Source organism: Candidatus Symbiopectobacterium sp. NZEC151 (assembly GCF_025962655.1).
Taxonomy (GTDB): domain Bacteria; phylum Pseudomonadota; class Gammaproteobacteria; order Enterobacterales; family Enterobacteriaceae; genus Symbiopectobacterium.
Window position 1 is genome coordinate 487,080 of the sequence record NZ_JAGFPE010000002.1, and the last position, 26,477, is coordinate 513,556.

Here is a 26,477-nt window from a genome sequence, read left to right on the forward strand (position 1 = left end):
GAATTGGCATGAATTTTTTTAAAAATATGAGCATTGGTAATCGGCTTTTTTCAGGGTTTGGCGTGTTAATCATATTAACGCTCTCATTATCCTCACTCAGTTATTTCTTCATAAAGAACATTGAAATTGAACTTGAAGAGATCACTGAGGATCGGATGATGAAGGTGGATATGTTACGTGACATCCAGGATATCCTTAACACCAATATACGCACTCTGCGTGACATTATTCTACTTCCAGAACAGCAGACGAAAGAAAAACAAAACCTCAAAGATATTATCGCCAAAACCACCAACACCGCGAGTGATATATATAAAAAACTTGATGTAACCATCAACACTAAGGAAGGCAGGGATTTATTTAATCAACTCGCTGAGATTAGAAAAGAATACAGCATCCATATTAATAAAGCCGTTAACTATGCCATGGAAGATAGGGATGACCAGGCAACAGCGTTAGTCTTTGGTGAAATAGCCAACATTCAAGGCATTTATTTTAGTAAACTTACTGAGTTTACCGAATTACAAGAAGCCTATGTGGATACCGCAAAGCAAATCACCAAGGATTATATTACCAAAGCCTTGTACTGGATGTTGCTGCTGTCGATTATCTCAACGCTAGTAGGGTGCCTGATTGCCTGGCGCTTAACGCGCAGCGTCACAACCCCATTAGCCATGGCGCTTTCTTCTGCAAAGCGTATCAGTGTCGGCGATCTCAGTGGTTCGATAGTGGCAGACAGTCACGATGAAATCGGACAACTTCTGGAGGCAATGAAGGAGATGCAGGCAGCACTGACGCGGATGGTTGTCAGCGTCAGAAACAACGCCGAAAGCGTGGCCACCGCCAGCATGCAGATAGCCCAAGGCAACGCCGATCTGTCGTCGCGTACAGAAGAGCAGGCAAGTGCGCTGGAAGAGACCTCATCAACCATGACGCAGTTAGGGATGACGGTGAAAAATAATGCGGATAACGCTCGTCAGGCAAATGTATTGGCGCAAAATGCGAGCTCGGTAGCGCAGCAAGGCGGCCATGTCGTGGATGATGTGGTGGAGACCATGAAGTCCATCAATGAGAGCTCACGCAGCATTGCCGATATCATCAACGTTATCGATAGCATTGCTTTCCAGACCAATATATTGGCACTCAATGCCGCCGTTGAAGCCGCCCGCGCAGGGGAACAAGGGCGTGGATTCGCCGTGGTGGCGGGAGAAGTTCGTAATCTGGCACAGCGAAGTGCAGACGCCGCGAAGGAGATTAAAAGCCTGATTACCGCAAGCGTTGAGCGGGTTGGGCAAGGCTCTTCGCTGGTGAATAAGGCAGGGGAAACGATGCAACAGGTTGTCACGTCCATTCGCCAGTTAACCGACACCGTGGCTGAGATAAGCTCCGCCAGCGCAGAGCAATCGACCGGGGTTGAACAGGTGGGGATCGCCGTCAGCCAAATGGACCAGACCACCCAACAGAACGCAGCGCTGGTAGAGGAATCTGCTGCCGCGGCACAAAGTCTCAAAGAGCAAGCCGATCAGCTTGTCAGAGAAGTGTCCGTCTTCAACGTTGCTGGTTATGCCACTGCACCGTCATCGCTGAGAGTGGCACAGGCTTCAACGCCCGTCGCCATGTTACCGACGGCATCTCGATCAACAGAGAAAAACACGTCCGATTGGACAAGCTTCTGATACACAGTGCACCGCGTCCTGACAGTCTGGCTTTCAGGACGCTATGGTAAAACCCGATACAACGATAAATATAAGAAAAAGATATGGATAGTCATGGAGAGCGTCAGAAAATATTGACCGATTACGATACGTTCTTATCGGAGCTTGAGCAGATTACGGCCCTGCTTTCGCAGATGATGCAAAAAAAGTATCACTCGTTGGATGTATACATCAACAACTGTAATCACCTGAAAATCAGCTATCTGAAAATCAACAAGTTGCTGGCTGAAGAGTCATTTTCTACTTATCTCAAGACGCACCATGACGCGTTATACAACAAATACACCAGCCTGCTTATCGGAATAAGGCTGTATGAAAATCTCTTGACCAATTGCGGCCTACACCAGGGATTCAACACGCACGCTGACAGTCAGTAAGCGCGCGGTATTTATCGACTTTGCAAAGAGCACAACTCCATTATGGTTCTCTTTGCGCTTTGACCGGCACCGTACCTTGGCCCGGTCTTTTTTTTGCCTGTCAGTTGTGCTCCTCACCACCGGCCTTCTCGCGAGAGGCGTAATCGATCTGCAAGACGATACGCAGCAGCGCGGCAACGGGTTCGAACAGCGCATCAGGGATACGTTCGCCGCGCTTCACATCATAAAACAGCGTACGCGCCAGGGGGATGTTCTCTACCATCGGAATGGCCTCACGTTGCGCCAACTCGACAATGTGTTGCGCCATGGCATCCCTGCCTTTCTCCAACACGCGCGGTACGGGCATCGTCTCGGGATCGTATCCCAAGCAAACCACCAAATGCGTCGGATTGCGCACAATCACCGCCGATTGCCTGACGTTTTGTGCCAGGCTGCCGCTCTGCACTTCGCGCTGTAGCGCGCGACGCCGCTGTTTAATATGAGGATCGCCTTCCCTGTTCTTGTTTTCCTGTTTGATATCCTCCTTGCTCATGCGCTGCTGCTTCAACGTATGAAAACGCTGATAGCTGTAATCCGCCACCGCCAATACCAGATAAAAGCCCAGCATGCCAAGCCACATAAAACGCATAATGGCGGAAAAAGTGGGTAACGCACAGTGAGGGTCACAATAGGGCAATGCGCGAAACGTCGACGCATAGGCATAGAACAGCAAGAGAAAAATCGCGCACAACAGCACCACTTTCAAACAGGATTTGAGGAGTTCAACCACGCTGCGCCAGGAAACAATCTGTTTAAGATTGTTCACCGGGTTAAGTTTGCTCCCCTTGAAACCCACTGCCTTACTGGCAACCACAAAACCTATTTGAATCAGCACGCTGAAAACGGTGGCAACGCTTACCATCGCCCCGAGATAGAGCAGCACCAGCGCGCACTCTTTTACCAGCGCGCGTGCAACGGTGCCCAGCGCATAGGAGAAAGGGGCATTGATAACGCGCAGAGATTCCTGGATTAACAAGGTGATGTTTTGTACCAGCACATCAGTAAAAAAATGAAAAAAGAGAAATAAGGCGAGCAGTTGTGCACCGGAGGTCAGCTCAACGCTTTTGATCACCTGGCCCTCTTTTTCACCATCCTGCCGCCTTTTGCGGGTGGGCTGCTCCGTTTTCTCACTCATGGTGAGCAAACCACTCGCCAACATGCTGGTAGAGACGTTCACTTTCCATCAGATAGTGATGCAGCGCATACGGTAGTGACACGATCAGCAGCAGCAATACCAGCAGGCTTTTGATGGGCATAGCCAGAAAGAACACGTTTAACTGCTGCGCCGAGCGATTCAACAACCCCAGCGCCATATCCGCCAATACCATCACCAACACGGCCGGTAAGGAGAAGCTTAAACACAGTTGATAGAGCGCCTGCCATTCCACCTTGATAAAATCCAGCAAAGGCTGATTAAACGCCAGCGTATTGCCGGGGGGGAGGTAATGGTAAGAGTCATACAGCACGCTCAGGTGCAAATTGATGCCGCCGCTAATAAAAAACAGCGCACAGAGGAACTGGCTGAACAACAAACCAAAAAGTGAAGACTGGACGGACATCGCGGGGTTGAATACCGCACTCATGGTTGCACCACGCAGTGAATCGATAATAAACCCCGCCATATCCACGGCCCAAAAAGGAATCGCACCGCAGAAGCCCAATACCAGCCCGATCAGCAACTCACCGGGGATATAACTCAACCATGTCCACCCCTCGCCGATATCCTGTGGCACAGGCACCACCGCCATCATGGGCAATGCGATCGCCATTAACACCGCATTTCTCACTAACGGCGACCCCAGGTTTCCTGCCTGCAACAACGGAAACAGCAAGGTCATCCCCAGTGGACGTATCATGAGAAACGCCAGATGCACAATCTCTTCGTTAAGCGCCAGATTCATGCATGCGCACTTATTTGCAAGAACACCTGGCGCGTATATCCCAGCAGGATGCCGCCAAGCCAGTGATAGGTAGCCATCAGCATCAGCGCCACGGCCAGCAGTTTGATCATGAACTGTAGGGTCTGATCCTGTATCTGCGTCAGCGCTTGCAACAAACTGACCAATACGCCCACCACACACGCGACAACAATGATCGGCAATGAGGTCAGCAAGACGATCCACAACAGTTGGGTCATCAGGTGCGTCAGAGTGGCTTCATTCATACGAAACTCTGCACTAACTGGGAAAGGATCAGATCCCAGCCGCCGGCCAAGAGAAAAATCAGCAGTTTGAACGGTAAGGCGATGGTCATGGGAGAGACCATCATCATCCCCATCGCCAGCAGGATATTGGACACCAGCAGATCAATGGCGAGAAACGGCAAATAAATTAATAAGCCGATACGAAACGCCTGGGTCAATTGGCTGACCGTGAATGCAGGCAGCAAAATGAGTAAGGAGTCGTCCTTCACCGCACGACGCGCCTCTTCCGGCCAGGTTTTCGCAATCAGGTTCTGAAAATAATGCACCTGCTTATCTTCGGTGTTTTTAATCAGAAAGTGGCGATAGGGCGTTAGCGCCTGACTGTCCCAACCGCTCATCCAGGCGGGCTCGCCCTCAACGGCAACCGGATGCCACTGCGCCTTTACCGCCAGCAGCGTCGGCGCCATGATAAACAGCGAGAGCACCAGCGCAAGGCCATACAGCGCCATATTCGGCGGCACCTGCTGGATCCCCAACGCATTACGCAGGATGGAAAAGACCACCGCCAGTTTGAGAAACGAGGTCCCCATAACGATAATCAGCGGCAGCAGCGAGAGCACAAACAGCAGCGCAATTAACTGCCAGGGAGAGTCAGGTAGTGACATGTTATATCCACAGTGTAGGGTTCACGCCCCCTTATACCTCGGCTAAACCAGACGCACCTACCCGGCATTCACCCTATCTTTACCCCACCCGCGTTCAATCTTGTGCGGTGAGATACCATTGCCGGATTTGCACCAAAAAGCGGTCGCCGCAGCCAATCAGCGCACCTTTGCCGATGGCACGTCCATTCAACTTCAATGTTACTTCTGGAGAGAACTCGGTATTCACCGCCACCGTATCGCCCACCTGTAACGTTCGCAGCGATCCCAGTGTCAGTGTGACCTGGCCCACTTCAACCAACAGTTTTTGCGGCAGCGCCGCAAGATCCACCGACATGGATTCTGCGCCGGTGGGTTGATCTGGTATGTCAATCGCGCGGTTTTCGAGTTCAGCGCCTAACGCTCTACAGTGCATCGTGTTATCTCCGTTTATCTGGACATACGCCGCCAGCCCCAGCAGCGGCGATAAAACGAAATGTCCTGCACGCAGATCGCCATACGCCTGTATCGCGATCCCGTCCCCCAACGTCAGCCGCTGCAAAGCAGAAAGCGGCAGCTCACACTCCCCGGCATAAAGCGCACACTGCAACGGCGGCAATGGGCCTGTGGGGATGTCATCAGGCACGATCAACGCATGCAGGTGCTTAAAACCAACGTCGGTATTGCCAAACAACACAGCCTGAAAGGCAACCTGTTCCACCTGCCAGGTAACGACGATGTCCCATTGTTCGGGCAGAATGCTACAAGGGCGTGGTGCCGCATTCTGCCGCACCATGCTGGCTTGGCACTGTGCCAGCAACGGCGACAACGCCCACTGCGCGATGTCCTCAAGCAATAGCGTATCCACCATTGCCACCTCAGCAGTGCCCAGCATTTGCTCGCACAGTGTCCGCCACCCGGCATCCTCCAGCCAAACGTGGCTCACCGCTGCGTCCTGCGCAAAAGAGAGCGCAATGACTACCCCGGTTTGAGCACGGGTCCAGGTTTGTAAGCCGAGATGCAATTCACCCGCGGTCACGCCCTCAGGAGGAAGATGCTGTGCCAGGCTCCACGCTTCCCGGGTCGTCCTTAACATAGTCAACCTCCAGTACAACGGCATGTCCTGCCTCGCGCAAACGGGCGCAGAGCCAGGACGAAATAAGGCTCAACGTGTCGAACAGCTCGCGCTGAGACACCTGAATACAAAGATGAAGTTCACCGGCTCGCTCGCTGATCTCACACAGGATCACTTCCCCATCGCCAGTCACCATGCGATAACGCTGCCGGCGATGCGCATGCGGTGAAAGCGGAGAAGAGGCGCAATGCGTTGCCTTTTGGGCTATCAGTTGCATAAATTTCTGAGCGTCCATCGCGGTTTCCGCGTCGATCGCCTCCTGTTCCGGCAGCGTGTGCCACAGACTCCCTTCAATGCGTGTGGTACTCATGGATAGCGACTCATCGTCTACAGCCTGTATCGTTGAGCACACTGTGCAGTTTTTCCTTTTTTTTCATGACAACATTCAGCGCTTGCCTTACCGCGTGTTGCTGGGCCAATACGGCTCGCTGTTCCTCAGACAACGCCATCTGGTTAGCCATCCACTGCTGATCCTCATCGCGCAGTGCCATCAGTGTCTGCTTATGCGCCAGCAGTTCATCGCTGATGCGCGTGCCGGACCAGCCCAGCCAGGCGTTTCGTTTTTCTGCCAGCAACGCGCGATGGGTCGAACAGGTGTAGATATCCTGTTCCAGTTGACGAAGTTGAGAACGTTGCTGTGCCAGTTGTCGGCGCAAGGCGATTTCCCGACGCTGCTTGATAGCCAATAACGCCCGCAGCGTCATGGCGTGACCAGCGCACTTAGCCGTTGCAGTAACAGATCGCGATGACATGGTTCATTCTCCTGCTGTTGTAAAAACGCATTGATCGCCGCGTGCTTTTCAACCGCCAGATCGGCGAGCGGATCCTCACCCTGCTGATACTCTCCTACCCGTACCAGCAACTCGACATCGCGATATACGCTGAGCAAACGGCGTACCTGATGGGCCAGCGACAGGTGCATCTGGCTGGTGACATTCGGCATGGTGCGGCTCACGCTGGCGAGCACATCAATCGCCGGGAAATGCGCCGCCTCGGCCAGCTGTCGCGACAGGACGATGTGCCCATCAAGCAGCGAACGCACCTCATCCGCCAGCGGCTCATTCATATCGTCTCCCTCCACCAGCACGGTGTAGAACGCGGTAATGCTGCCACAGCGCCCGTTACCACTGCGCTCCAGCAAACGCGGCAGCGCGGCAAACACGCTGGGGGGATAGCTGCCTGCAACCGCACGCTCACCCGCCTCGATGGCGATTTCCCGCGCAGCGCGGGCGTAGCGCGTCAGTGAGTCTGCCATCAACAATACGCGTTTGCCCCGATCGCGAAACGACTCGGCAATGGTGGTCGCCACATACAGCGCGCGCATGCGCTCCAGCGGCGGCCTGTCTGAGGTGGCGACGACGACGACACAGCGACGTCGTGTCTCCTCGTCGAGCGAATGCTCTAAAAATTCCCGCACCTCGCGGCCACGCTCGCCAATAAGCGCCAGAACGATCACCTCGCAGTCTGCGCCGTGGCACAGCATGGAAAGCAAGGTGCTTTTCCCCACGCCCGCCGCCGCGAAAATCCCTATACGTTGCCCCTCACCGCAGGTGAGTAAGCTGTCTATCGCCCGCACGCCGGTTAGCACCGGGCGTTCGATAATCCCACGGACCAGCGCCGCCGGAGGTGGTGCGTCAAAATCGCGCCACGGCCCCGGCCACGTCTCATTGCCATCCAGCATCAGCCCAAGGCCATCAACGACCCGGCCCAGCAACGCATCGCCGACCGGAACCTGCTGGCGTCGTCTGAGCGGCCGCACCTTCTGGCCGCAAAACAGACCAACCGTGCTGGCGAAGGGAGATAACAGCGCATCATCGCCGTCTACCGCAACCACCTCGGCCAAGGTGCCGCCGGGTAAAATCTGGCAAAGTTCACCCATAAACACACCGGGCAACCGCACTTTCAACAAGGTGGCGCTGATGTGCAGCACCTGTCCCGTCATGTCGATGCCATCCGGCGGCTTACCGCACAATGCCAGCCGTTGGCTCACCGCATCCACCAGAGAGGAAAACTCAGTCTTCATCATCGAGTAAGTGCTCGGGGTCCAGGTCAATACTGTGCACCACCTGGATAAGGCAGTGCTCACCCACTTCCTGCCACGACAGCACCGCAATGTCGGCATGTTGTTGCTCTATGACCTTACGCAGGAAACGACGCACATCCACCGAGGTGACAATCACAAACTCACCGTGGGCCGTTTGTGCCTCGGCAATCAACTGCAATATCTCGGCACACTGTGCATGGCTCAACGCGGTATAGGTGCCCATTGCTGTCTGCCGAATAGACTCACGAATCACATTCTCCATCTCCTCCCCAATGCGCAGCACGCGTAGCGGCGTTCCTTCTGGCATCAGGCGATGTAAAATATGGCGTCGCAACGCGATGCGAACATATTCCGTTAGCATCTGGACATCTTTTTCCCGCGGTGCCCACTCAATCAGCGTGCCGAACACCAGACGCAAATCACGGATAGAGACACGCTCCGAAACCAATCGCTGGAGCACCTCGGCAATTTTGTTGATGGGCATCTGCCGCTGTAGCTCTTTCACCAACTCGGCATAGCGTTTCTCCATCGCATCCATCAGGTAGCGCGCTTCTTGCACCCCGATAAACTCTGCCATATGGTTCACCAACACCTTGTGCAACAACGCAACAAGGCACTGGTCACCGGTATACACCGTTTGCCCCGCCTGTTGCACACGTTGTCCCTCAGCCGCAGACAGCCATGCGATCCGCCCCATTCCCTGCGGCAACACCTGAGCCTCTGGCGTAGCAGCGGACGCATCCAATGCGGTGAACATCATGCAGGATGCTGCCAGGGGGAGCGTCAGCGAGAACACGGACTCCTGATAGACCAGCACCGCCATACTGTTCTCCGTCATTGAAGCATCAACGATGATGGAGACATCCGGCAGGGGGACACCCACGGTGTCAAACAGGGTTTTGCGCAGGGCATCAATCTCCAGTGAAAGAGACTCTGAATGCAGGCTCGGTGCAAGACGCAGCGTCAGAGGCTGTGCGCCCGGCACCATCAGATCGTCATCTGCGCTGCCCTGCGGCGCGGATACCGACTGCGGATGCCGGGCGCGATACCACAGCAGCGCACAGGGCAATGCGGTAAGCACCGCCATAATGAAAAAGTAGATAAACGGGAAGCCGGGAATGACGGCAAACAGTAACATCACCACCGCTGCGAGGATCAGCGCCTGAGGCTGTTTCCCTAATTGCGCGCTCAGCTCACGCCCCAGATTTTGCCGTTTCTCACCCGGTACGCGGGTGACGATAATACCGGCACTGAGCGAAATCAGCAGAGAGGGGATCTGTCCGCACAGGCCGTCACCGATGGAGAGCACGCTGTAGGTTTGCACCGCATCCCCGAGCGACATGCCGTATTGCACCACGGCAATGGTAATGCCACCCAGAATATTCACCAGCACGACAATAATACCGGCGATGGCATCCCCTTTCACAAACTTCATGGCACCGTCCATCGCGCCAAGAAAACGGCTTTCATGCTGCACGTGCAGACGCAATTGGCGCGCCTGATCGGCATCGATCACCCCAGCGCGCAGATCGCCATCGATACTCATCTGCTTGCCCGGCATGCCATCGAGAGAAAATCGGGCGCTTACCTCGGCCACGCGCTCCGTGCCCTTGGTGATGACGATAAATTGCACGATGGTGATGATGGCGAAAATTACCAGCCCCACCGTCAAGTTCCCCCCCACCATAAAGCGACCAAACGCGTCGATGATATCGCCCGCATCGTGCTGCAACAGCACCAGTCGCGAGGTGCTGATGGTCAGCGACAGCCGGTAAAGCGTGGTAATCAGCAACAGTGAGGGGAACACCGACAGTTCCAGCGGATCGTTGATGTAAATGGCAAACAGCAGCAGGATGATGGAAAAAGTCAGATTAATGGCGATCAGAATATCCACCACAAACGTAGGCAACGGCAGGGTAATCATGACAATCGCCATGAGCATCACCAAGGCGAGAATAATATCTTGCCTGCCGGCGCACATTTGCAACCAGCGTTGGACGCTATCTTTTTTCATCACGTTGGTTTGCATAATTTTTCCAGAAATGTTCGCTGGCGACGGTGCAACCATAGCCATTGTTCCGCCACGCTGTCTGCCATTGGGGCACAGCTGATCACCATGCCTTGACGTAGCGTGAAAACACGCTGAGGAATACCCGCAAACCAGGCGGGATGGGCACGTTGCAGTGCAAGAACCAGTAACGCATTATCACACCAAGGATCCAGCAGACATTGGCTGATATGCATGCGTCCCTGACGAAAGGTGAGGAAGGTTTGAAATCCTCGATCGACCCATTGCATTTCGGCAGAGGGCGGTTGTTCCGCCAGCTCGGCCAACTGTATAAAGCGCTGGATGTTTCTTTCGATGAACAGATCTAATGTCATGATGTCTTTCCTCTCACGTCCGGTAACAGAATCCCAGAGAAGACAAGGAGGAGAAATCAAGACAACACCTGATTACCCTTCAGTTTTTGCAGTACGGTAAGAATGCTTTCTCGCTGATCTTCATCGCTAAAACACGCATCCGGCATCACTCTGAATTGCACATCCAGATAACGCACGATGTGCTTGAATACCGTTGCGCTGGGCGTCAACGAGGAAATTCGTGCGATAAGCCAATCCTCAAACAGCCAGCTTTCCTGTGTAATATCAATCAACAAGGTCAGGAGTGAATCGGCAGGTAATGGATAACGCTTTTCCTGTTCTTCACACTCCTGTTCCAGGCCCAGAAACAGCAACAAGCGCCGCAGGCGAACCAGTACCGTCGCCAACCTGGCTTGCTGAGCACCCCCGACAGACAGTGAGAGTTCAAACGCCGCCATTTGCAACAGGACGCGCAGCCGACGCTGGCGATCGGACCAGTCCAGGATGCGTTTAAACCATTCCGATAACGATATGTCTTGTTCATCCATCGCGCGCTGGAATAAGCGACCAATGGGTGCCAGCACCGCCTTGCTGACGGTGCCGAGCTCCATCAGGCCAAAGAGTGCAGTTTCATACGCGTTTTCTTCAATAAGCTGGGCCAACTGCGCATTCAGCGCCTTTTTCCGCTTTTCATCCAATGCCGTTGATGCAAGGTGTTGAGCAATCGTAAAAATACGCCGCAGCCCCTCCAGCGCCTCGCTGTTATTCTCAGCCGAGGAGGCGAGAAACGTTGGAAGGCCGCCTTCTTGCTCATGCAAACGTTGCATCAGTGCAATTAGCTCTTGTTGTCTACGTAGCTGCCGTTCTGACGATGCCAGCCGCTTTTCATCGCGCATTCGACCAGAAAGCAGCAAACTCATCTCTGCCAGCGTTGAATCCAGCGATTCGTCTGCAATTTCTTCCAACGCCATGTCTGTCAGCGGCAGGTTGTATTCATTACGCGGCAGGGAGTGTGCCTGATGGGGATCATTGTTTGTGGATAAAGCCTGGCCTGCCAGATTCTGATATTCAGGCATTTTCATCGTCACGCCTTACCTCCCGTTGATGGATGCCGAGCTCGTTCTCGGTATCTATCCATGCCAACACCTGCTGAAAATGTCTGCTGAGCGAAAAAGAAACGCTGAGCTGTGAAGATGTCAGAACGGCTTCATCCACAGCCAACTGCGGGTTGCAGGCTATCGCTAACCGCTCCCCGAAGGCCTCGCGCATTCTGGCCTCTCGCTCGGGATGAATCTGCAACGTGGTACACCCCGCCGCCGCCAGCTGTGCCACCTGCTGCGACAAACGGTCGCACAGCAGGTCATCAACCGGCTGTTGAGAAAACCAGGCGCTCAATACGTTCCGCATAGCCAGGCGGATACGTGACGTGACCGCCTGCACCACGCACTGTTCCACCGAGGCCGCCTCACACAGCGCCACAACGTGGCGCGCCAACCATTGATTCTCGCAGCGAGTAAGGATCTCCTGCTGACGGCGAGAAAACTCGGCATAAGCCTCATTCTGTATCTGGCGCTGCGCTTTGCGCGCCTGGCGTATCATGTGCTCTGCCTTACGGCTCGCCGCTTTCACGATGGTTGCGGCCTCTTGGTGGGCATCGCGCAGGGTGTGGGCATAAGCCAGTTGGGTGTTTAGCCTTTCAGCAGGAATCACGGGGAAATCGGGAAGTTGCCCATCAAGCTCAATCAACGGGAGTCGGCACAGCGGCATAGCATACGCTCCAGTAAATTCATCGTGGTCAGAGACGTCACGGGATACAACGCTTGCCTGAGCGGCGGCAGCTGTATCAACAGCGCCTGGAGCACGGGTTCCTCCCTTGCAGCACGGTAAAGCATGGCGATACCAATGCGATTCGCCGCGTCGATCACCTGTTCCGGTGAAAATAAGGCAGGGCGTTTGTTGTCACACATGCCAAACAGATGCCAGATCAGATCGTTATCCAGCCAGCGACGAAGCGCGTGACGATAATCAGGCAGCAGAAAGTAATCACCGCACGCCAGCGTCAGCAGCCCAAGCGCCAGCGCATATTTCGGCATGTTCGGTGCCAGCATGGCCAAACGGCGCTGACGTTCATTAAGCCGCCCCGGCAGACAAATCCCGCCACGCCGCGCTCGTAACGCGCGGTTCAGCGCGCTGTCTAAAACCGGAGACTCGCCATAACGCCACCGTTGATTGCGATGAAACCCTAACAAGGCAAACCAGTCAGGGTGCGCATAACGGGCGGGCTGCCAGACCGAGCGGTGCAGCAGCAGGATCAACGCATCCGGTCTGCTGGACTCGTCCGCTGAAACACACGCCACGCCGCCAGTATCAACAGCACCGAAGCCAGTAAAATCAGCGTTAACATCACATGTTGTCGATAACGGGATAGCCATTTCAGGATCGCTCTCTCTTCAACGGATTTCGGCGGCGGAGCCACCCGAGCGCGATAGCCAGCAGGCTGCATCAAAATGCTGATTTGATCGTACTGGACACCGGGTATCGCTTTTTCAATCAGGCTCTTGATTTGTACGCGAAACGCTTCCAGGTTCACCCGTGGGGAAAATTTAATGTAGACAGCCACCGAGGTGGTATCACCAGAACGGGTGGCGACGTCGTCACTGGGAGGATGGGACGCTATCGCGACAGACGCTTGCACAACGCCATCCATTTGGCTGAGCATCTCTTCAATGTGCTGCTCGGTGAGATACAGAATCTTCTGCTGCTCTTCCCGGGGAGAAACCACCAACTGGTTAGGTGGAAACATGGTTTCTACCGTGGTGTAGCGCTTGCGCGGGAAGCCGTCCATGCGCAGCACTTCAACAGCATCAATAAACCGGGATTGCTCGACGCGCAGCGTTACCCCGCCGTCCGGCGAAGGTTGCTTATCTGCATCAATGTTGTTGTTCATCAGGATCGCCAACATCTGGTTGGCATCACTCTGAGACAGGCCGTTGTAGAGTTCGACACGACAGCCCGCCAGCATGAAAACCAGTATTGCCATCCCCAGACAGCGCAATGCGTTCATGTCATATTGGCCAGTTTGTTGACCGTTTGCGCCGCAGAACCGGCGACCTTAGCACCAAGATCGACGCCGACGCTCAACGTCAAGATCTTCGCCTGCTGCTGCAACATCTGCTCCGGTGATAAGGTTTCTACCGCGCCGGACACCGTTCCGGCATACAGCATCTGCTTGAAGGTCTGCGCCGCCTGACTGTCCGGTGCATCCATCGCAGACACCGTATCGATGCTGTCACAACGGCTATCTGGCGATATCTTCTGAGAAAGCGTCATGGGTGTTATCTCCATGGGGTACCTCGTAATCACGGTGAAAAACTCATAATGAAAAGCAGTGCTTGACCACGTCTGCGTCCGGCGTATTCACGTGTTGCAATACGCGTTTCGCCTCTTCCGGCGCATTCAGCCCCAACAGCAGGACGGCCATGCACACCGCACAAGCATCGCTATCGGTAACCAGACTCGGTACCACCGGCACTATCGCTCGCACTTGACGCAGCAAGCCGTGATTAACCCCAGCGAATGCGGCTTCAAGCAATAGCCGTCGTTCAGCAGACGTCAGTACGCTCATATCTTCGAGATAATCCCGCTGAGCAGATTTTTGATGGTATTGATCATCGCGCTTTCATAGTTGATAAAAGTGGAATACTGCTGCACGGCAAACTGCGCCTTGAGCATGGCGTCGGGATTAGTTAAATCTTCGCCGTTCATTTTGTCTTTGACGGCTTGCCCTGCCTGGTTTGCCAGGCGGGACAACGTATCGATGAGTTGTTGAACATCCATCGTCATCCTCCGGTAGAATGTCGGCTTATTGCCTGAGATAGCTGCTTGCCTGCTACGTTGCTGGCTGGTATCTACTATGGTTTTAACCCGCCACAGCGCCTATCCGGTGTTTAACCTAACCACAGACTTTTCCACGAAAAATCTGATCTATGCCGATTTCTAACCAACGCTCGCCGTCAAAAGATCGCGTTACCGCGCCTTTTTTACACAGTCGGCGCACCAGCTTTTGGCGCTGGAGCGCCACCCTCTGGGGCAGGACGTCGGTTATCACTAACATACGGATATGCTTCAACTCAGAAACCGCAGACAACGCCACGTGCAACAGCCGCCATAGCTGCAGTAATGACGCAGGTTGTGAGGCGCAATCGGGCAACCGGGTTAAACTACAGATAAGCAGCGCGTGGTTTTGAACACGAAAAACAAGGCGATAGGGAAGCAACGTAATGTGCTGCCCGAGGCGTAGTCCGCACCCGGGCAAAAACGCCGGCTGCGGCGCTAATCCCACCGCTTGCAACTGCCTGCTAAAAAGTGCCTCCAGCCGTTCCATCATTACTTCGCAAGGGAATGAAGCGTCTGGCTGAACACCTCGACCATCTTGCGGCCCATTTCCATCATCTGCTGCATGACTTCGACCGCCTTTTGCACAATATCGTCGAGATTTCGGATGTAGGATTGTGCGTTTTTACTTTGAAAATCCGCCTGCGCCCGCTCTATTTCTGCTTCACGGTTTTCCGTCGCCGCTTCAAAGGAACAGAGCCCGTTGGCTATCGATCCCGAACCGTTGAATCCCATCGAAGTGAGCTCTCTGGCGCCAGCGCCGCTGATTTCCCCCATTATTCCGCCCGTCAGCGCGCCCGTACACTGCATTAAGCCGCTCAAACAGGTGCCTAATGCGTTACTCTTTGCCGCCGTGAAACTATGTTCTATCGCGTTTAAACTGGTGGAAAGCGCATTCATTTCAAGCCCCCACCCTAATATCTGCTTCTTTTCGTTATACATGCGCATCACGTCACGCAAACGCCGGGCAAGATTTAATAGTGTTCCCCACAGTTGATCAAACATCGCGAAAAAGTCATTTAAATCTGCATCACTACCGGTCTTTTCCTTGGCCGCCATTACACCATCCATCTTTGATGATAAGACAGAGGAAAGGTGGCCTGGAGTGACGTTGACAGGAAATACGTCTATCGAAAGAGTATTTTGATTCATAAGCGTATTTTGGCTCATAACATATCCTCAGGCACGGTTACAGGCAATTTTGGCCAATACCGTACCGTAATCTTCCATTATTGAAGTCGCGTTGCTCACGGCGGTGCCACTCTGTTGCAAATAATCGCCAAGCTGTTTTTCCTGATCTTTTTTACGCTCCTGCGTCCAATTATCTTTAATATCGTTAATGCGTTGCATAACGATTAATTCTTCAATTTCTTTGCGCAAATCAGCGGCTTTCCATTGGGCAACACCCGATGTTATTTTTTGCCCACCGCTTAGCGCCAAGCGCGCCGTGCTTAACCAGGGAAAGGTGACATTTTTAATGATGCCGGAGGCTAGCGCTTTGCCTAACGAGACCATAAAACGTTTACGCAACGCTTTTTCCGCGGCGGCAGCGCCCTTTTCCAACACCTCTGTCGCCACATTTTTGAGGGCGCTTTCCAACGTTTTTTCTACAAGCTGTTCAATTCCCTGAGCGGTGGCACTGCGGCCCATGGTGCGTGCCAAATACTGACTGGCGTTCCCCTCCAACCTGGCTTCGAGCTCAGTGACAAAGCCTTTAGCCGTGTTTTCAGCAATCTGTTTGATCTGCTGACCCACCTCACCGCTATTTTGGCTTGCTGCCTCCACCAGCGTTTTACCCGCGCCGCTGCCCATCTCCTTTTCTGCCGCAGAGATCAAACCGCGAGCCACGTAGATACCACGGCAGATTTGCAGAATATCCAATCCCATCGCGACGTATTCGCACGTGCTCTGTACCGAACCTGCCGCGTGAATAATCGCTTCACAATCGGCTTTATTTGCCCCCAACCCCAAAGCAAACTCAGCGCCGCCTTTTACGATTCCGGCAGCCCCTGCCGAGCAGTAAGCGATACCAGCAGCAAAAGCGAGTGGATCTGCCGTTGCCACGGCTTCAACCAGTTTTAACACGCCGATACCAATCTCAATGGCGCTGCTTATCCAATCAAACACGGCGCTACACAGCGCGGATTTACGCACCTGATTCGCCTGTTCAATCGACTTGTTGATCTGCTCCTGGTATTTCTCAACCTGCTTATTGCGAAGGAAAGTTTGCAGCTCTGTGGCACGGTTCAACTGTTCACAAAGCGCCAGTGCGTTGCTGCTGGACACACTCATCACCTGCTGCGTCACCAGCATCGACAACAGCAGCGGGTCCATGTTCATGACCTCTTGCAGCGAGGCCGAGGCGGAGCCGGTATACCCAGCCGCCAGCAGCCGTTGCCAGGCAGCCTCTGCCTGCGGCGCGCTCACCGACTGCGCCGCGGCCCTCGGTTGACGTTCAGTTTCCGCGTTCTTTCCTGCATCGTCTTGCCTATCGTGCAGGCCAACAACAGCGCGTGTTGGGTGTGTGGTTTGCTTCATTGACGAAGAGACGAGCATCTCTTCACCATCATCATAGGGTAGCGGGTAATGCATCCCCGCTCTGGCTTGTACACTATCCATCAGGCTCTCCTGTTCGAGATAGTCCTTGCTCCGCTTGACGGCGTATCGCCTGTAATGACCGATGTTCACCGCAAATCAGCAAGGCGGCCTTAAAGGCTTTGCGTGCCAATGCTTTCTCATTGCAGGCCAGAAAACACTCCCCAGCGGCACAAGGTACCTGTGCGGCCGATACGTTAATTTTCGCTGCCCGACCATAGGCATAGAGTGCATCTGACCAGGCGTGCGCCGCATGGCACGTCGCCCCAAGTTGATACCAGTAGTCAAAAGACCAATCGTCGTAAGCGGTCAATATCCGTAACAGGTTGGCCGCTGCGCGATAATCCCCGGCGTTGGATAACTGTCTGGCATAGCGAAAAAGGGTGTCCAGTTCGACGCTTACCTCTTTTTTCAGCAACATGCGCATCGCGCCACCGCGACGCAAAAATTGCAGCATGGTCAGACTGTCGTCTTGCGTCATGAATAGGTCTTTTGGGTGATCATTTGCAGAATTTCACCCCATTTGCTGACCAGGTTAGTCGCCTGCGAAATGGCAGCGTTAAGCATCTGTATCGCTTTTTGAATCGTCAGTTGCGCCTGAGAGGAGAGATCGCTGTCGCGGCCCGCGCTGTTATCCAATGCCGCTTTAACGGCCTGGAGGCTGCCCTTGTCCAATTTACCGTCAGCCCCCGCGTGCTGTTTGATATAGTCCTCTATCGACTTGCCATCCACCTGGATACCGTGTGTCTTCATATACTCGATAACGTCGGCAGGCACTGCTTCCTTGGCGTTGCCATCGCCTTTTGATGCCGCCGCAATGGCTTCATCCATCTGGTTTGCCTTTTCCTGGGTATCCCGGGCTCGATTGGATGCATTTTGAATATCATTGAATTGGGCATAGGCGCGGGAAGACTGCACATCCTGCAACAACAGCATTATTTCATAGGCATAGGCGAAAATATTATCGGCAGTCCCATAGCGAGGCGTCTTTTCTTGAGTGGTATTTCTGACACGTCTTTCTTTGTCTTCAAGTACAGTAGAATTAATGTCTGGCAATGAAGAAACTGGCGTAGTCTCCATTATAAACCTCCTGGAATATAAAATAGTGTAGATATGAACATTATTTATTGACGCTGTGCTTAATATGCGTCTCGATTTTTTTCAAGGAGATAGTTAATGCTTTCAAATCTTTTTTTGCATTTTCCGCAATAATGTTCATGTGGTGGATACCCAGCGGTTTTACCGCCTGTGCATCATGAGGAGAAACGGTATGACCTGCGGAGGTCAGTTCGCTTTTGATCTTTTCAAATTCGGAAAAACATTTTAATAAACGTTCATACTCTACTTCGAACTTTTTAAACTGACTCTGTATATTGCCTGACATGTTGCACCTCTCATCGTTCACGAATAGCTCAGCCGTTGATAGGTCGATGGGTATTCTCTACTGACTTAACCCAGCCTCTAGCGCTGTATTGTGATAACGAAAGTAAATGATCTTGATAATATCTTCGCTCTGTATCACCGCTTCCAGCAATAAGGCAAAGTGCTGATATTGTTCTGGCGTAATGGGTTTCGTCATGGCACAGGTTAATCGATGACGGGCGGCACGCAGCTCCAGCAATGCCTTTTGGGCATCGTCAGCCGAGCCCTGTATACGATCTTCCAATGCCGTCAGCGTCGCCATCGAGTTTCCCTTTAAAAATTGAATGGAAGCGTAATCAGCGTACGCCCTTGTCTGAACGTCACTGCGCTATCACTGATAGCCACAACCGCACTGCCATCGGCCAATCGGCTGCCGATGGACAAGGTATCGCCATTACCCAGCACCAGATAATCGCCGCGACGGCTATGAACAATGCCAGTGACAGGCGCTGGCAACTGCCTGGAAAACTCACTGGATAGGGGAACATCCTGATAGCTCAGCGCCACGCTTGGATAGCTCGCTCGCATCTCCTGCATCAGTTGCGTCAAAGTCTGCTTATCCTGCGCGTTCAACACGCCGCTTAAGATGAAACGCGGCCCCGCACTCGTCAGATTCACCTTGCCGGCTAACCCTTGCTGTAGCAGCGCGCCGATCAGCGCATTCGCGATCTCGTCGTAGGCGTTTTCTATCTGCCAATGCCGTAATCCCGGAATGTCGGCCAACAGCGGCTGAACCGCCGCCCACTGCTCTCCCATATGAATATCCGCATCGATCGCAACGTTGCCCTGCCCCCGGCTGACAACCTGAGCCTGGGTGTATCCCGCCTGAATCAGCACATCTTTCACGTTCCGGACCAGTTGATCGGCGCAAATCACGTTATCCTGGTAACGAATATCGTGGGATTGCAGCGCAACCCACAATGGCGTCAACGTATCGCTCGATTCGCAATACCCGGACAGATGCAGCACGCCATCCTGCTGCCATTGCGCCACGAGCTGCGTCAACCCGGTCTGCTGCAACAGCGCGTCCACCGTTACAGGTGCCGCCGTCGAGGGTGACGGGGCCCATTCCACGGAGAAAAACAGTAGGGCAACGATCAGCATAAGCATGCCTGGCACCAGCACCCAGCCGCTTGAAAACCGGCGAACCGGCAAGCAACAACCAGCAAGATCTGCGTGCTGCGGCCCAAATGCCATCGCCAACCCTGCCGCCTCCAAGACGCCCTGCAACGGTAACGGATGCTGCTGTGCATGGCGGCGGCCATTTACCCGCACCGACACCTTTTCCGCGTTGACATAGAGTTGCCCGTCAGCGATCGTCAGTTCGATGCGACTTGCGGCCCGCAAAGGGATGCACAGATCGCATTCCCGCTCACCAATAGAGAGTCGACCTTCCGATAGCCACACTTCCCGTCCATGCAATACCCCGCCTAACAGGCGGATCTTCCACGTGTTTTCCATACGCTTTTCACTGTTGTCTATTGGCAACGGATGCCTTGATCAGGAACAAGCGAATAACGCTATGCATTTGATTGGTTTTGGTGCTGAACAGATGGCCAAGCACAGGGATGCTGCCTAACAAGGGGATTTTCTTTTCCGACTGTATCTGCTTATCCTGTTTGAACCCGCCCAACAACAGGCTCTGCCCCGCCTGCAACATGGCTTGTGAAGCAATTTCCGCATTTTGAACGCCGGGCAGAGGTTCATCCTGGCTGATGGGTTCGCTTTGTTGCCCATCCTGAATATTCAGGTTCAACATGATATTTTGCTTACCATTCTGCTCTAACAGCCGAGGCGTAACGCGCAGTAGCGATCCGGTCGTTACGGACTCCAGTTTGGCGACCTTGTCGCCCTCAAGCTTGGTGTAGAAGGTGACGTTTTTATCCAACACCGCCTGAATATTGTTGAGCGTCACCACTGAAGGCTGCGATAGCACATAGGCTCGCGAGTTCTTTTCCAGCGCACTAAGGCGCACCATAAAGTGCGGCGTGTCTTTGATCACGCTGGAGAATCCGCTGTCCAGACTCCCCCCGGTATTGTTGAAGCTGAGCATGCCGCCACCGATAGAGGTCGCCGCACTCCAGTCAATGCCCAACTGGCTGATATCACCGGCATCCACATCAATGATGGTCACGGATATTTCGATCATTTGAGGCCGTTGATCCAACTGGGTAATCAGTTGACGATACCCCGCCATGTTGGCGCTGCGATCGCGCACGATGACCGCATTCTGGCGCGGGTCCGCAGAAAACATCGGTAGTCCCTGAGTCGCAGCGGTATTGTTGGCTGGCGCAGGCGTGCCGCCACGCGTCATATCACGCAGCACGCTGACAATACCGGGCACCACAACAGTCTGATCGCGGTATTGATAGTGGTCATCCATCGCCGTGGCATATTTCAACGGATATACCACCACGCTCACCGCGTCATCCTGACGTTTGCTGATATCCGCATCAAGGGAGGTTGCCAGTTGCGTTACGCGCGCCAGACACGCAGGTACTCCGCTGATTTCCAGCGCATGTTCATTCAACACCGGGTAAATGACACAGCTTCGATCTTCAGGAACATTCAGTCTGCGTAAATTTGCTGCAAAACGCGTGGCGGATAGCACATTAAGTGTTACAAGATGGCGTGATAGACGCTGCGCGGGGTAAATAAACAGCGTATTGCCATCGTAATAAGAAACCAGATTATATTGGCTCATCAGCCTACACAGGATATTCACCGGCGGTCCGGGCAAGATAACACCGCTGAAATTTTGTACAATCGCCGGATCGATATTCGTTGATGTGTAATAGTTTTCCGCGAGATCCTTCAACAGATAAGAAAGCGACATATTTTGTGCTCTCAGTGAAAAATCATTGCCCTTCCACGGTAAGTTTTCGGCATAAGAAACCGAACAGAAAAAAAACAAAACCAAATGGGCGATTTTATATAGCTTCATATTCTTTTACCTGGCATGGGTGCTGTTTACTCAAAATGAGGTATCGAAAATAACGTGTTAGCGCCAGATGTATCTCTATTTCACGTGCCATTACTTCGGCAGAGATTTTCTTATCGTAGACACAACACAGCCAACTTTTCTCATCGGAGAAGTAGCAGGAAAAATCGTGAATATCATGATGTCCCCCCAGCAGACATGAAACATAACACAATGTTTCTAATGATAAATCACAAGAGTCAACGAGATAAATTGCCAGAATCCAAGAGAGATTGCATGAATAGCCTTTCGCAGGAAGATCCGCTATTTTCATCGCGATTTCTCCTTTACTATTAGGCATGGATATATCCTGAATCAAGGGGATACTTTTTAGTAAATCAAGCATGTAGAACAACCTCCGTGGGATAATCTTATTCTCAAACGCAATGAGAATCTTAGACATCAACCTAATACCTGATTTTTACTTACGGAGACGTTATATATATTTACAAATTAAAACAATCACGGCGCTAAAGCCTATTATAGTTTTAGTGAAAATTACCGTGTTAGAGAAAACCGACAGATGTGAATTCATTCGCCCACAGGGGCAATTTCATTTAGACACCATTCTCGGGTATGACAATGAAAAGAAAACGCTCATTGGTGAGTAAACCGACATTATTTATATCACTGTGCTTATTTATTATCTGGCTGGTTTCTGTTTTTGCTGCGACCTACGCCTCACTCAACCAGGAAAAACATTATTTAATTGAAAATCTAACGCACTTTTCCACCCTTCGGGCCACGTTAACCAATCACCGTTTTGAAGGTGCAGAACGGGATGCGCAGATATTGGCACACCGTTACCTTCTGTACCACAGCGGAGCCGCAGACACGGCCGTTGTCGACAAAAGTGAAAGCTGTTACTTACCGATTGATACCAGCGCGTGTATCCCCAAAGCAGTTCAAGAGCAGGATCGCAGCTTTATCCAGGTTTACGGTACGGCCGGGCAAACCTATTATCTCGACAGCTTTGTGCTGGATAGCCGCTATGGCATCTCGCTGCTGCCCCCTCGCGAGCACGCCTCCGACTATTTTTCTCGTCGACGCACTGAGTTAACGGAATTACTAGGCAGCCCCGTCAACCACAATATGCACTGGGGCGAACCCAAGTACACCGAGGGCGTGGGCTGGAGCGTCTCTGTTGCGGCCACCAGCGCACAGGGTACGCTCGCCGGGCTTTCAGTAAAACTCAGCGATGTGCTCTCGTACGGCCAACTGTTCTCCGGCAGCGATATCAGCCTCTGGCTGGATAAGCAAAATCACATCCTGCCTTTTTCCCAGCTCGATGAGAAGCACGGTCACGCATTACAAACGCGGTTCAACGACGTAACGCTGCATGACGGCTGGCAGGAAATTCCCGGCTATCTGGTGTTGCGCACCCAGTTGAAAGGGCCCGGTTGGCAGCAGGTTATCCTGTATCCAACCCGGGATATCATCAATCGCGCGCTGTCTATCGTCATCAGCCAGTTGCCTTTCGCATTGGCGACGTTAGTCCTGCTTGCACTGATGCTATTGGGCCTGCTCCATCGTCATCTGGCCCGCCCGTTGCAGGACTTTGTTGATATCATCAATAAGACTAAACGGGCACCGCTGTCACTGCGTCTGCCGGAAAACCGTCAGGATGAACTCGGCAGCATTGCTCAGGCTTACAATCGGCTGTTGAACGATCTGCGCACGCAGCATGACAACCTGGAAAATACCGTGGTTGAGCGCACGCGCGAGTTGATTATCGCCAAGCAGCAGGCAGAACAGGCCAACAAACGCAAAAGCAGCCATCTGACAACCATCAGTCATGAACTGCGCACGCCGCTTAGCGGTTCACTGGGCGCGCTGGAGCTTCTCCAACTCACCCCGCTGTGCGCCAAGCAGAGCCATCTGGCGGAAACGGCCCGGCTTTGCACCCTCTCATTGCTGGATATCATTAACAATCTGTTGGATTTCTCGCGTATAGAGTCAGGACAAATCTCGCTGCACGTTGAGCAGACAGCGCTGCTTCCGTTGATCGATCGCGCGATGTATACCATTCAGGGACCGGGAAAAAGCAAAGGATTGATGCTGCGCACCACGGTCAGCGGTGATGTGCCCTTGCTTATCGATATGGACGCGACACGCGTACGGCAAATTCTGGTGAACCTGCTGGGAAATGCGGTCAAATTTACGGAAAATGGAGGGATAACGCTCAGCGTCACACGCAACGACAACACGCTGATATTTGCCGTCTGCGACAGTGGCAAAGGCATTGCCTCTGCCGATCGCGATGCGGTTTTCACCCCCTTCTTTCAAAGCCAGGCAAACATTCAGGGTACCGGGCTTGGGCTGGCGATTGCCTCGAATCTGGCCCGGATGATGGGGGGCTGGCTGGATCTCAACAGCTCGGTAGGGCTCGGCACCTGCATCTCTTTTATGCTGCCGCTCGGCAAACACGGCACGACGACGCCATTAAGCGGCGAAATCGCCGCGCCGTTGGCGCTGCACCGGCAACTGAGCGAGTGGGGACTGACATGCCATCCCGCCGCGCATGACAATGCCCTGTGTGCCGACGAGCTTGGCTTTCTGCCTGGCAAACTCTACACGCTGGCCGCTCAGATAACGTCAGGCATCACCGATACCGACAAGGCGGTTATCCCGGTTCAACCCTGGCGCTTGCACATCCTGCTGGTCGATGACGCGACAATAAACCGCGACATCATTGGTGCCATGCTGACCCTGCTCGGGCAAGACGTCACTACCGCCTGTAATGGCCGAGAAGCCCTGGCGTGTGGGAGACAGCAACGTTTTGATCTGGTGCTGATGGATGTCTGCATGCCGGAGATGGATGGCCTGGCCTGCACCCGGCAGTGGCGTCAAGACAGCAAGAATCAGGATCCAGAATGCGCCATCATGGCACTGTCAGCCAATACCGCATCGGAAGAAATTTTTCGTTGCAAGCAGGCCGGTATGCACCACTACCTGACCAAACCCGTCACGCTGGCGCATTTGGCCGATGGCATCAGCATCGCCGCCGAATATCAGCTCCAGCGAGAAATTGATCTGCAAGAACAAGATAATCTGATGGACAAGGCCATCATTGATATCACTCACCCCACCATGCGACGAAAAATTCGTCGTTCACTTCGCGTGTTGCTGTCGAGCATTGAACAAAATTCAAGCGATCAGAAAAAAACTATCACGCTGTTGCATACCCTAAAAGGATGCATCGGGCAGGCTGGTCTCGGTCCATTGCTGTGCGATGTGATCGATATGGAGAACCGCGTTAAACGTGGGCTGCCATTGTCCAAAGCGGAAATTGCAGAACTGCGTCTTACGCTGGATGTCGCTTTACGTTTGAAGTGCTCATCGTAAAGGACAATGTTTTGTTGAGAGGAATGGAAAATGAACGATCATAAAATTTTGCTGGTGGACGATCACGAGTTGATCATAAACGGCATTATCAATTTGCTGGTGCCCTATCCGCGCTTTCGTATTATTGCGCACACTGAAAATGGCCTTGAGGTCTATAACGCCTGCCGCCTGCACGAACCTGATATTGTGATCCTCGATCTGGGATTACCGGGTATCAATGGGCTGGATCTTATCCCGCAGCTCTGTTCGCGCTGGTCTAAAATGGCGATCCTCGCCTACACCGCACACAACGAGGAGTTTATGGCAATACGCACCCTGTCGGCAGGTGCCATGGGATACGTATTGAAAAACAGTAGCCAAAAGACATTATTGGCGGCAATCCAGACCATGGCCGTCAGAAAACGGTATATCGACCCGGCACTCAACCGAGATGCCATCAACTCCGCCCTGAACACCGAAGGGGACAGCCCGGAGTTGCTGACACCGCGTGAACGGCAAATTCTGAGACTTATTGCCAACAGCTACACCAACCGCCTTATCGGCGAACAACTGTGCATCAGCGTTAAAACGGTCGAAACCCATCGACTGAACATTATGAAAAAGCTCAATGTACATAAAGTGACAGAGTTGCTTAATTGCTCGAGGCGCTTAGGGCTAACTGATTGAGTTTTTTATACCAGGTCATGCTTTATCGCGCCTGTTAACAGGCGCTAATAACCAGACGTTCTACGCGATGAATAGCCTCGCGTAGCGTCTCACAGGTAACGACATGGGGCATATTGCCCATATCCGGTGCCGTCACGGCCGCGTTGACGATGGCTGCGTTTTCCTCAGGGGTTAGGGTTGGTGCAATCGCTGCCAGTGATGTCGGAATGGCACACGCCTTCGCCAACGCAATGGCCTCAAGCAATTCCTCATCGCTACGCCCTTCCAGAGCCAGCAAACAAAGATTGCCAAATCCCACCAACAGACCATGGCCGTAAGCACGCGTTTTATCGCACACGGTAAAGCCCTCGTAGAGCGCATGGGCTGCCGCCGCATGAGCGCCATTGCTCATCAACGAGGTCAACCCGGCAAACAAGAAGACGGCATCAAGCACCTGATCCAACGCCGGTGTTGCCTGCCGTTGCCGCACTGCATCACAGGCGGCGGCACCAAACCGGGCAATCTGTTGATAACAGAGCTGGCTGTTTGCCATGGAGGACGCACCAAAACCAGTGACATCTCTATCACCGCTAATGGCACGCAGTTCATACCATTTTGCCAGCGTATCGCCCAGCCCCGCCGCCAGCCAGCGCAGCGGCGCTGTGGCAAGAATATCGGAATCAATAATCACCGCGGCGGGTGCCACCGGCAGAGGGTACAGATCGCGAAAGTGACCGTCATCATGATAGCGAATGGTCAGCGGCGTCACCGCGGCACAGGTCGCTGCAATCGTCGGCAGGGTGATAACCGGGCGGGAAGTTTCCAGCCCGACGGCTTTGCCGGTATCCAATGCCTTCCCGCCGCCCACGACGATAATCACATCGGCAGCATGGGTTCGTACTGCTTGTGCCAGACGTAAAATCTGTGTTTCGCTGCACTCGCCGCCGTACCAGACATCAGCGCATTTGACCACCCCGACAGCCGCCAGTTGTGCATCAATCAGGGCTGATGTCCCCTCCAGCGCAGTCTTGCCACCCAAAACCACAGCACGTTTACCCAGCGCAGCGGCTAGGATGCCCAACTGGTTAATCGCGCCCGCGCCGCGTACCACGCGCGCGGGAAAGTAGACCTGTTGCATGTT

32 protein-coding genes are annotated in these 26,477 nt (G+C 53.4%); 4 read left to right on the forward strand and 28 right to left on the reverse strand.

Features of this window, described 5'->3' with window-relative positions; all coding sequences use genetic code 11:
* The first annotated feature begins 26 nt into the window (after positions 1 to 26).
* Both J5067_RS10260 and J5067_RS10265 read left to right on the forward strand, forming a co-directional pair.
* Positions 27 to 1,676 (forward strand): methyl-accepting chemotaxis protein, encoded by a 1,650-nt coding sequence (locus tag J5067_RS10260; protein WP_319802387.1) that lies wholly within the window; start codon positions 27 to 29, stop codon positions 1,674 to 1,676.
* 83 nt (positions 1,677 to 1,759) lie between these two features.
* Positions 1,760 to 2,092: a hypothetical protein gene (locus J5067_RS10265; protein WP_264651046.1), complete on the forward strand. Its 333-nt coding sequence runs from the start codon at positions 1,760 to 1,762 to the stop codon at positions 2,090 to 2,092.
* A 100-nt stretch (positions 2,093 to 2,192) separates the two neighbouring features.
* Here the strand turns inward: J5067_RS10265 and J5067_RS10270 are convergent, their stop codons facing one another.
* The 27 genes from J5067_RS10270 to J5067_RS10400 form a co-directional block, all read right to left on the reverse strand.
* Positions 2,193 to 3,266 carry an EscU/YscU/HrcU family type III secretion system export apparatus switch protein gene (locus J5067_RS10270; RefSeq protein ID WP_264651047.1) on the reverse strand — a complete coding sequence of 358 codons (1,074 nt, stop codon included), beginning with the start codon at positions 3,264 to 3,266 and terminating at the stop codon, positions 2,193 to 2,195.
* Positions 3,259 to 4,032: an EscT/YscT/HrcT family type III secretion system export apparatus protein gene (locus tag J5067_RS10275; RefSeq protein WP_264651048.1), complete on the reverse strand. Its 774-nt coding sequence runs from the start codon at positions 4,030 to 4,032 to the stop codon at positions 3,259 to 3,261. The genes J5067_RS10270 and J5067_RS10275 overlap by 8 nt, the downstream gene beginning before the upstream one ends.
* Positions 4,029 to 4,295, reverse strand: coding sequence for an EscS/YscS/HrcS family type III secretion system export apparatus protein (locus J5067_RS10280; RefSeq protein ID WP_264651049.1), 267 nt, complete (start codon positions 4,293 to 4,295; stop codon positions 4,029 to 4,031). The genes J5067_RS10275 and J5067_RS10280 overlap by 4 nt, the downstream gene beginning before the upstream one ends.
* Positions 4,292 to 4,939: a type III secretion system export apparatus subunit SctR gene (gene sctR, locus J5067_RS10285; protein WP_264644314.1), complete on the reverse strand. Its 648-nt coding sequence runs from the start codon at positions 4,937 to 4,939 to the stop codon at positions 4,292 to 4,294. The genes J5067_RS10280 and sctR overlap by 4 nt, the downstream gene beginning before the upstream one ends.
* A gap of 94 nt (positions 4,940 to 5,033) precedes the next feature.
* Positions 5,034 to 6,011 (reverse strand): YscQ/HrcQ family type III secretion apparatus protein, encoded by a 978-nt coding sequence (locus J5067_RS10290; protein ID WP_264628019.1) that lies wholly within the window; start codon positions 6,009 to 6,011, stop codon positions 5,034 to 5,036.
* Positions 5,959 to 6,360 (reverse strand): hypothetical protein, encoded by a 402-nt coding sequence (locus J5067_RS10295; protein WP_264628018.1) that lies wholly within the window; start codon positions 6,358 to 6,360, stop codon positions 5,959 to 5,961. The genes J5067_RS10290 and J5067_RS10295 overlap by 53 nt, the downstream gene beginning before the upstream one ends.
* A gap of 10 nt (positions 6,361 to 6,370) precedes the next feature.
* On the reverse strand, positions 6,371 to 6,802 hold the full coding sequence (locus J5067_RS10300; RefSeq protein ID WP_264628017.1) for a hypothetical protein: 432 nt from the start codon (positions 6,800 to 6,802) through the stop codon (positions 6,371 to 6,373).
* Positions 6,751 to 8,052 carry a FliI/YscN family ATPase gene (locus J5067_RS10305; RefSeq protein WP_264651108.1) on the reverse strand — a complete coding sequence of 434 codons (1,302 nt, stop codon included), beginning with the start codon at positions 8,050 to 8,052 and terminating at the stop codon, positions 6,751 to 6,753. Before J5067_RS10305 ends, J5067_RS10300 begins: the two co-directional genes overlap by 52 nt.
* Positions 8,053 to 8,062: 10 nt before the next feature.
* Positions 8,063 to 10,108, reverse strand: coding sequence for an EscV/YscV/HrcV family type III secretion system export apparatus protein (locus J5067_RS10310; protein ID WP_264651109.1), 2,046 nt, complete (start codon positions 10,106 to 10,108; stop codon positions 8,063 to 8,065).
* Complete coding sequence (locus J5067_RS10315) at positions 10,108 to 10,476, reverse strand: type III secretion system protein SsaM (RefSeq protein WP_264644310.1); 369 nt, start codon at positions 10,474 to 10,476, stop codon at positions 10,108 to 10,110. The genes J5067_RS10310 and J5067_RS10315 overlap by 1 nt, the downstream gene beginning before the upstream one ends.
* Before the next feature lie 56 nt (positions 10,477 to 10,532).
* On the reverse strand, positions 10,533 to 11,537 hold the full coding sequence (locus J5067_RS10320; RefSeq protein ID WP_264644309.1) for a SepL/TyeA/HrpJ family type III secretion system gatekeeper: 1,005 nt from the start codon (positions 11,535 to 11,537) through the stop codon (positions 10,533 to 10,535).
* On the reverse strand, positions 11,524 to 12,222 hold the full coding sequence (locus J5067_RS10325) for an HrpE/YscL family type III secretion apparatus protein (protein ID WP_264644308.1): 699 nt from the start codon (positions 12,220 to 12,222) through the stop codon (positions 11,524 to 11,526). Before J5067_RS10325 ends, J5067_RS10320 begins: the two co-directional genes overlap by 14 nt.
* Positions 12,198 to 12,812, reverse strand: a complete 615-nt coding sequence (locus J5067_RS10330; protein ID WP_264651050.1) for a type III secretion system domain-containing protein — start codon at positions 12,810 to 12,812, stop codon at positions 12,198 to 12,200. The genes J5067_RS10325 and J5067_RS10330 overlap by 25 nt, the downstream gene beginning before the upstream one ends.
* The gene (ssaJ, locus tag J5067_RS10335) at positions 12,767 to 13,519 is read right to left on the reverse strand and encodes an EscJ/YscJ/HrcJ family type III secretion inner membrane ring protein SsaJ (protein ID WP_264651051.1); all 753 of its coding nucleotides are present in this window, start codon (positions 13,517 to 13,519) and stop codon (positions 12,767 to 12,769) included. Before ssaJ ends, J5067_RS10330 begins: the two co-directional genes overlap by 46 nt.
* Complete coding sequence (gene sctI, locus J5067_RS10340; RefSeq protein ID WP_264651052.1) at positions 13,516 to 13,785, reverse strand: type III secretion system inner rod subunit SctI; 270 nt, start codon at positions 13,783 to 13,785, stop codon at positions 13,516 to 13,518. The genes ssaJ and sctI overlap by 4 nt, the downstream gene beginning before the upstream one ends.
* A 43-nt stretch (positions 13,786 to 13,828) precedes the next feature.
* The gene (locus J5067_RS10345) at positions 13,829 to 14,080 is read right to left on the reverse strand and encodes an EscG/YscG/SsaH family type III secretion system needle protein co-chaperone (RefSeq protein WP_264651053.1); all 252 of its coding nucleotides are present in this window, start codon (positions 14,078 to 14,080) and stop codon (positions 13,829 to 13,831) included.
* Positions 14,077 to 14,292 carry a type III secretion system needle filament subunit SctF gene (gene sctF / locus J5067_RS10350; RefSeq protein WP_264628777.1) on the reverse strand — a complete coding sequence of 72 codons (216 nt, stop codon included), beginning with the start codon at positions 14,290 to 14,292 and terminating at the stop codon, positions 14,077 to 14,079. The genes J5067_RS10345 and sctF overlap by 4 nt, the downstream gene beginning before the upstream one ends.
* A gap of 115 nt (positions 14,293 to 14,407) precedes the next feature.
* Complete coding sequence (locus J5067_RS10355) at positions 14,408 to 14,842, reverse strand: secreted effector protein (protein WP_264651054.1); 435 nt, start codon at positions 14,840 to 14,842, stop codon at positions 14,408 to 14,410.
* Positions 14,842 to 15,519 carry a type III secretion system effector protein gene (locus tag J5067_RS10360; RefSeq protein WP_264651055.1) on the reverse strand — a complete coding sequence of 226 codons (678 nt, stop codon included), beginning with the start codon at positions 15,517 to 15,519 and terminating at the stop codon, positions 14,842 to 14,844. The genes J5067_RS10355 and J5067_RS10360 overlap by 1 nt, the downstream gene beginning before the upstream one ends.
* A gap of 9 nt (positions 15,520 to 15,528) precedes the next feature.
* A complete protein-coding gene (gene sctE, locus J5067_RS10365; RefSeq protein ID WP_264651056.1) occupies positions 15,529 to 16,968 on the reverse strand; it encodes a type III secretion system translocon subunit SctE in 1,440 nt (479 codons plus the stop codon).
* Positions 16,961 to 17,425 carry a CesD/SycD/LcrH family type III secretion system chaperone SscA gene (gene sscA / locus J5067_RS10370; protein WP_264644300.1) on the reverse strand — a complete coding sequence of 155 codons (465 nt, stop codon included), beginning with the start codon at positions 17,423 to 17,425 and terminating at the stop codon, positions 16,961 to 16,963. Before sscA ends, sctE begins: the two co-directional genes overlap by 8 nt.
* Complete coding sequence (locus J5067_RS10375; protein WP_264644299.1) at positions 17,422 to 18,024, reverse strand: hypothetical protein; 603 nt, start codon at positions 18,022 to 18,024, stop codon at positions 17,422 to 17,424. Before J5067_RS10375 ends, sscA begins: the two co-directional genes overlap by 4 nt.
* Before the next feature lie 40 nt (positions 18,025 to 18,064).
* Positions 18,065 to 18,328: a hypothetical protein gene (locus J5067_RS10380; RefSeq protein WP_264628847.1), complete on the reverse strand. Its 264-nt coding sequence runs from the start codon at positions 18,326 to 18,328 to the stop codon at positions 18,065 to 18,067.
* A 57-nt stretch (positions 18,329 to 18,385) separates the two neighbouring features.
* The gene (locus J5067_RS10385; RefSeq protein ID WP_264628848.1) at positions 18,386 to 18,628 is read right to left on the reverse strand and encodes an EscE/YscE/SsaE family type III secretion system needle protein co-chaperone; all 243 of its coding nucleotides are present in this window, start codon (positions 18,626 to 18,628) and stop codon (positions 18,386 to 18,388) included.
* An 11-nt stretch (positions 18,629 to 18,639) separates the two neighbouring features.
* Entirely contained in the window at positions 18,640 to 19,827 is a 1,188-nt protein-coding gene (sctD, locus tag J5067_RS10390) for a type III secretion system inner membrane ring subunit SctD (RefSeq protein WP_264644298.1), read from the reverse strand.
* A 7-nt stretch (positions 19,828 to 19,834) separates the two neighbouring features.
* Positions 19,835 to 21,310: an EscC/YscC/HrcC family type III secretion system outer membrane ring protein gene (locus J5067_RS10395; RefSeq protein WP_264644297.1), complete on the reverse strand. Its 1,476-nt coding sequence runs from the start codon at positions 21,308 to 21,310 to the stop codon at positions 19,835 to 19,837.
* A complete protein-coding gene (locus J5067_RS10400) occupies positions 21,297 to 21,749 on the reverse strand; it encodes a pathogenicity island protein (RefSeq protein WP_264644296.1) in 453 nt (150 codons plus the stop codon). Before J5067_RS10400 ends, J5067_RS10395 begins: the two co-directional genes overlap by 14 nt.
* Before the next feature lie 179 nt (positions 21,750 to 21,928).
* Between J5067_RS10400 and J5067_RS10405 the strand changes: the two genes are divergently transcribed.
* Together J5067_RS10405 and J5067_RS10410 are read left to right on the forward strand one after the other, a co-directional pair.
* Complete coding sequence (locus tag J5067_RS10405; protein ID WP_264644295.1) at positions 21,929 to 24,691, forward strand: two component system sensor kinase; 2,763 nt, start codon at positions 21,929 to 21,931, stop codon at positions 24,689 to 24,691.
* 30 nt (positions 24,692 to 24,721) lie between these two features.
* Positions 24,722 to 25,357, forward strand: a complete 636-nt coding sequence (locus J5067_RS10410) for a two component system response regulator (RefSeq protein ID WP_264644294.1) — start codon at positions 24,722 to 24,724, stop codon at positions 25,355 to 25,357.
* 34 nt (positions 25,358 to 25,391) lie between these two features.
* On the opposite strand, the gene J5067_RS10415 is transcribed toward J5067_RS10410, so the two are convergent.
* Positions 25,392 to 26,474: an iron-containing alcohol dehydrogenase family protein gene (locus J5067_RS10415; protein WP_264651057.1), complete on the reverse strand. Its 1,083-nt coding sequence runs from the start codon at positions 26,472 to 26,474 to the stop codon at positions 25,392 to 25,394.
* Between the last annotated feature and the right edge of the window lie 3 nt (positions 26,475 to 26,477).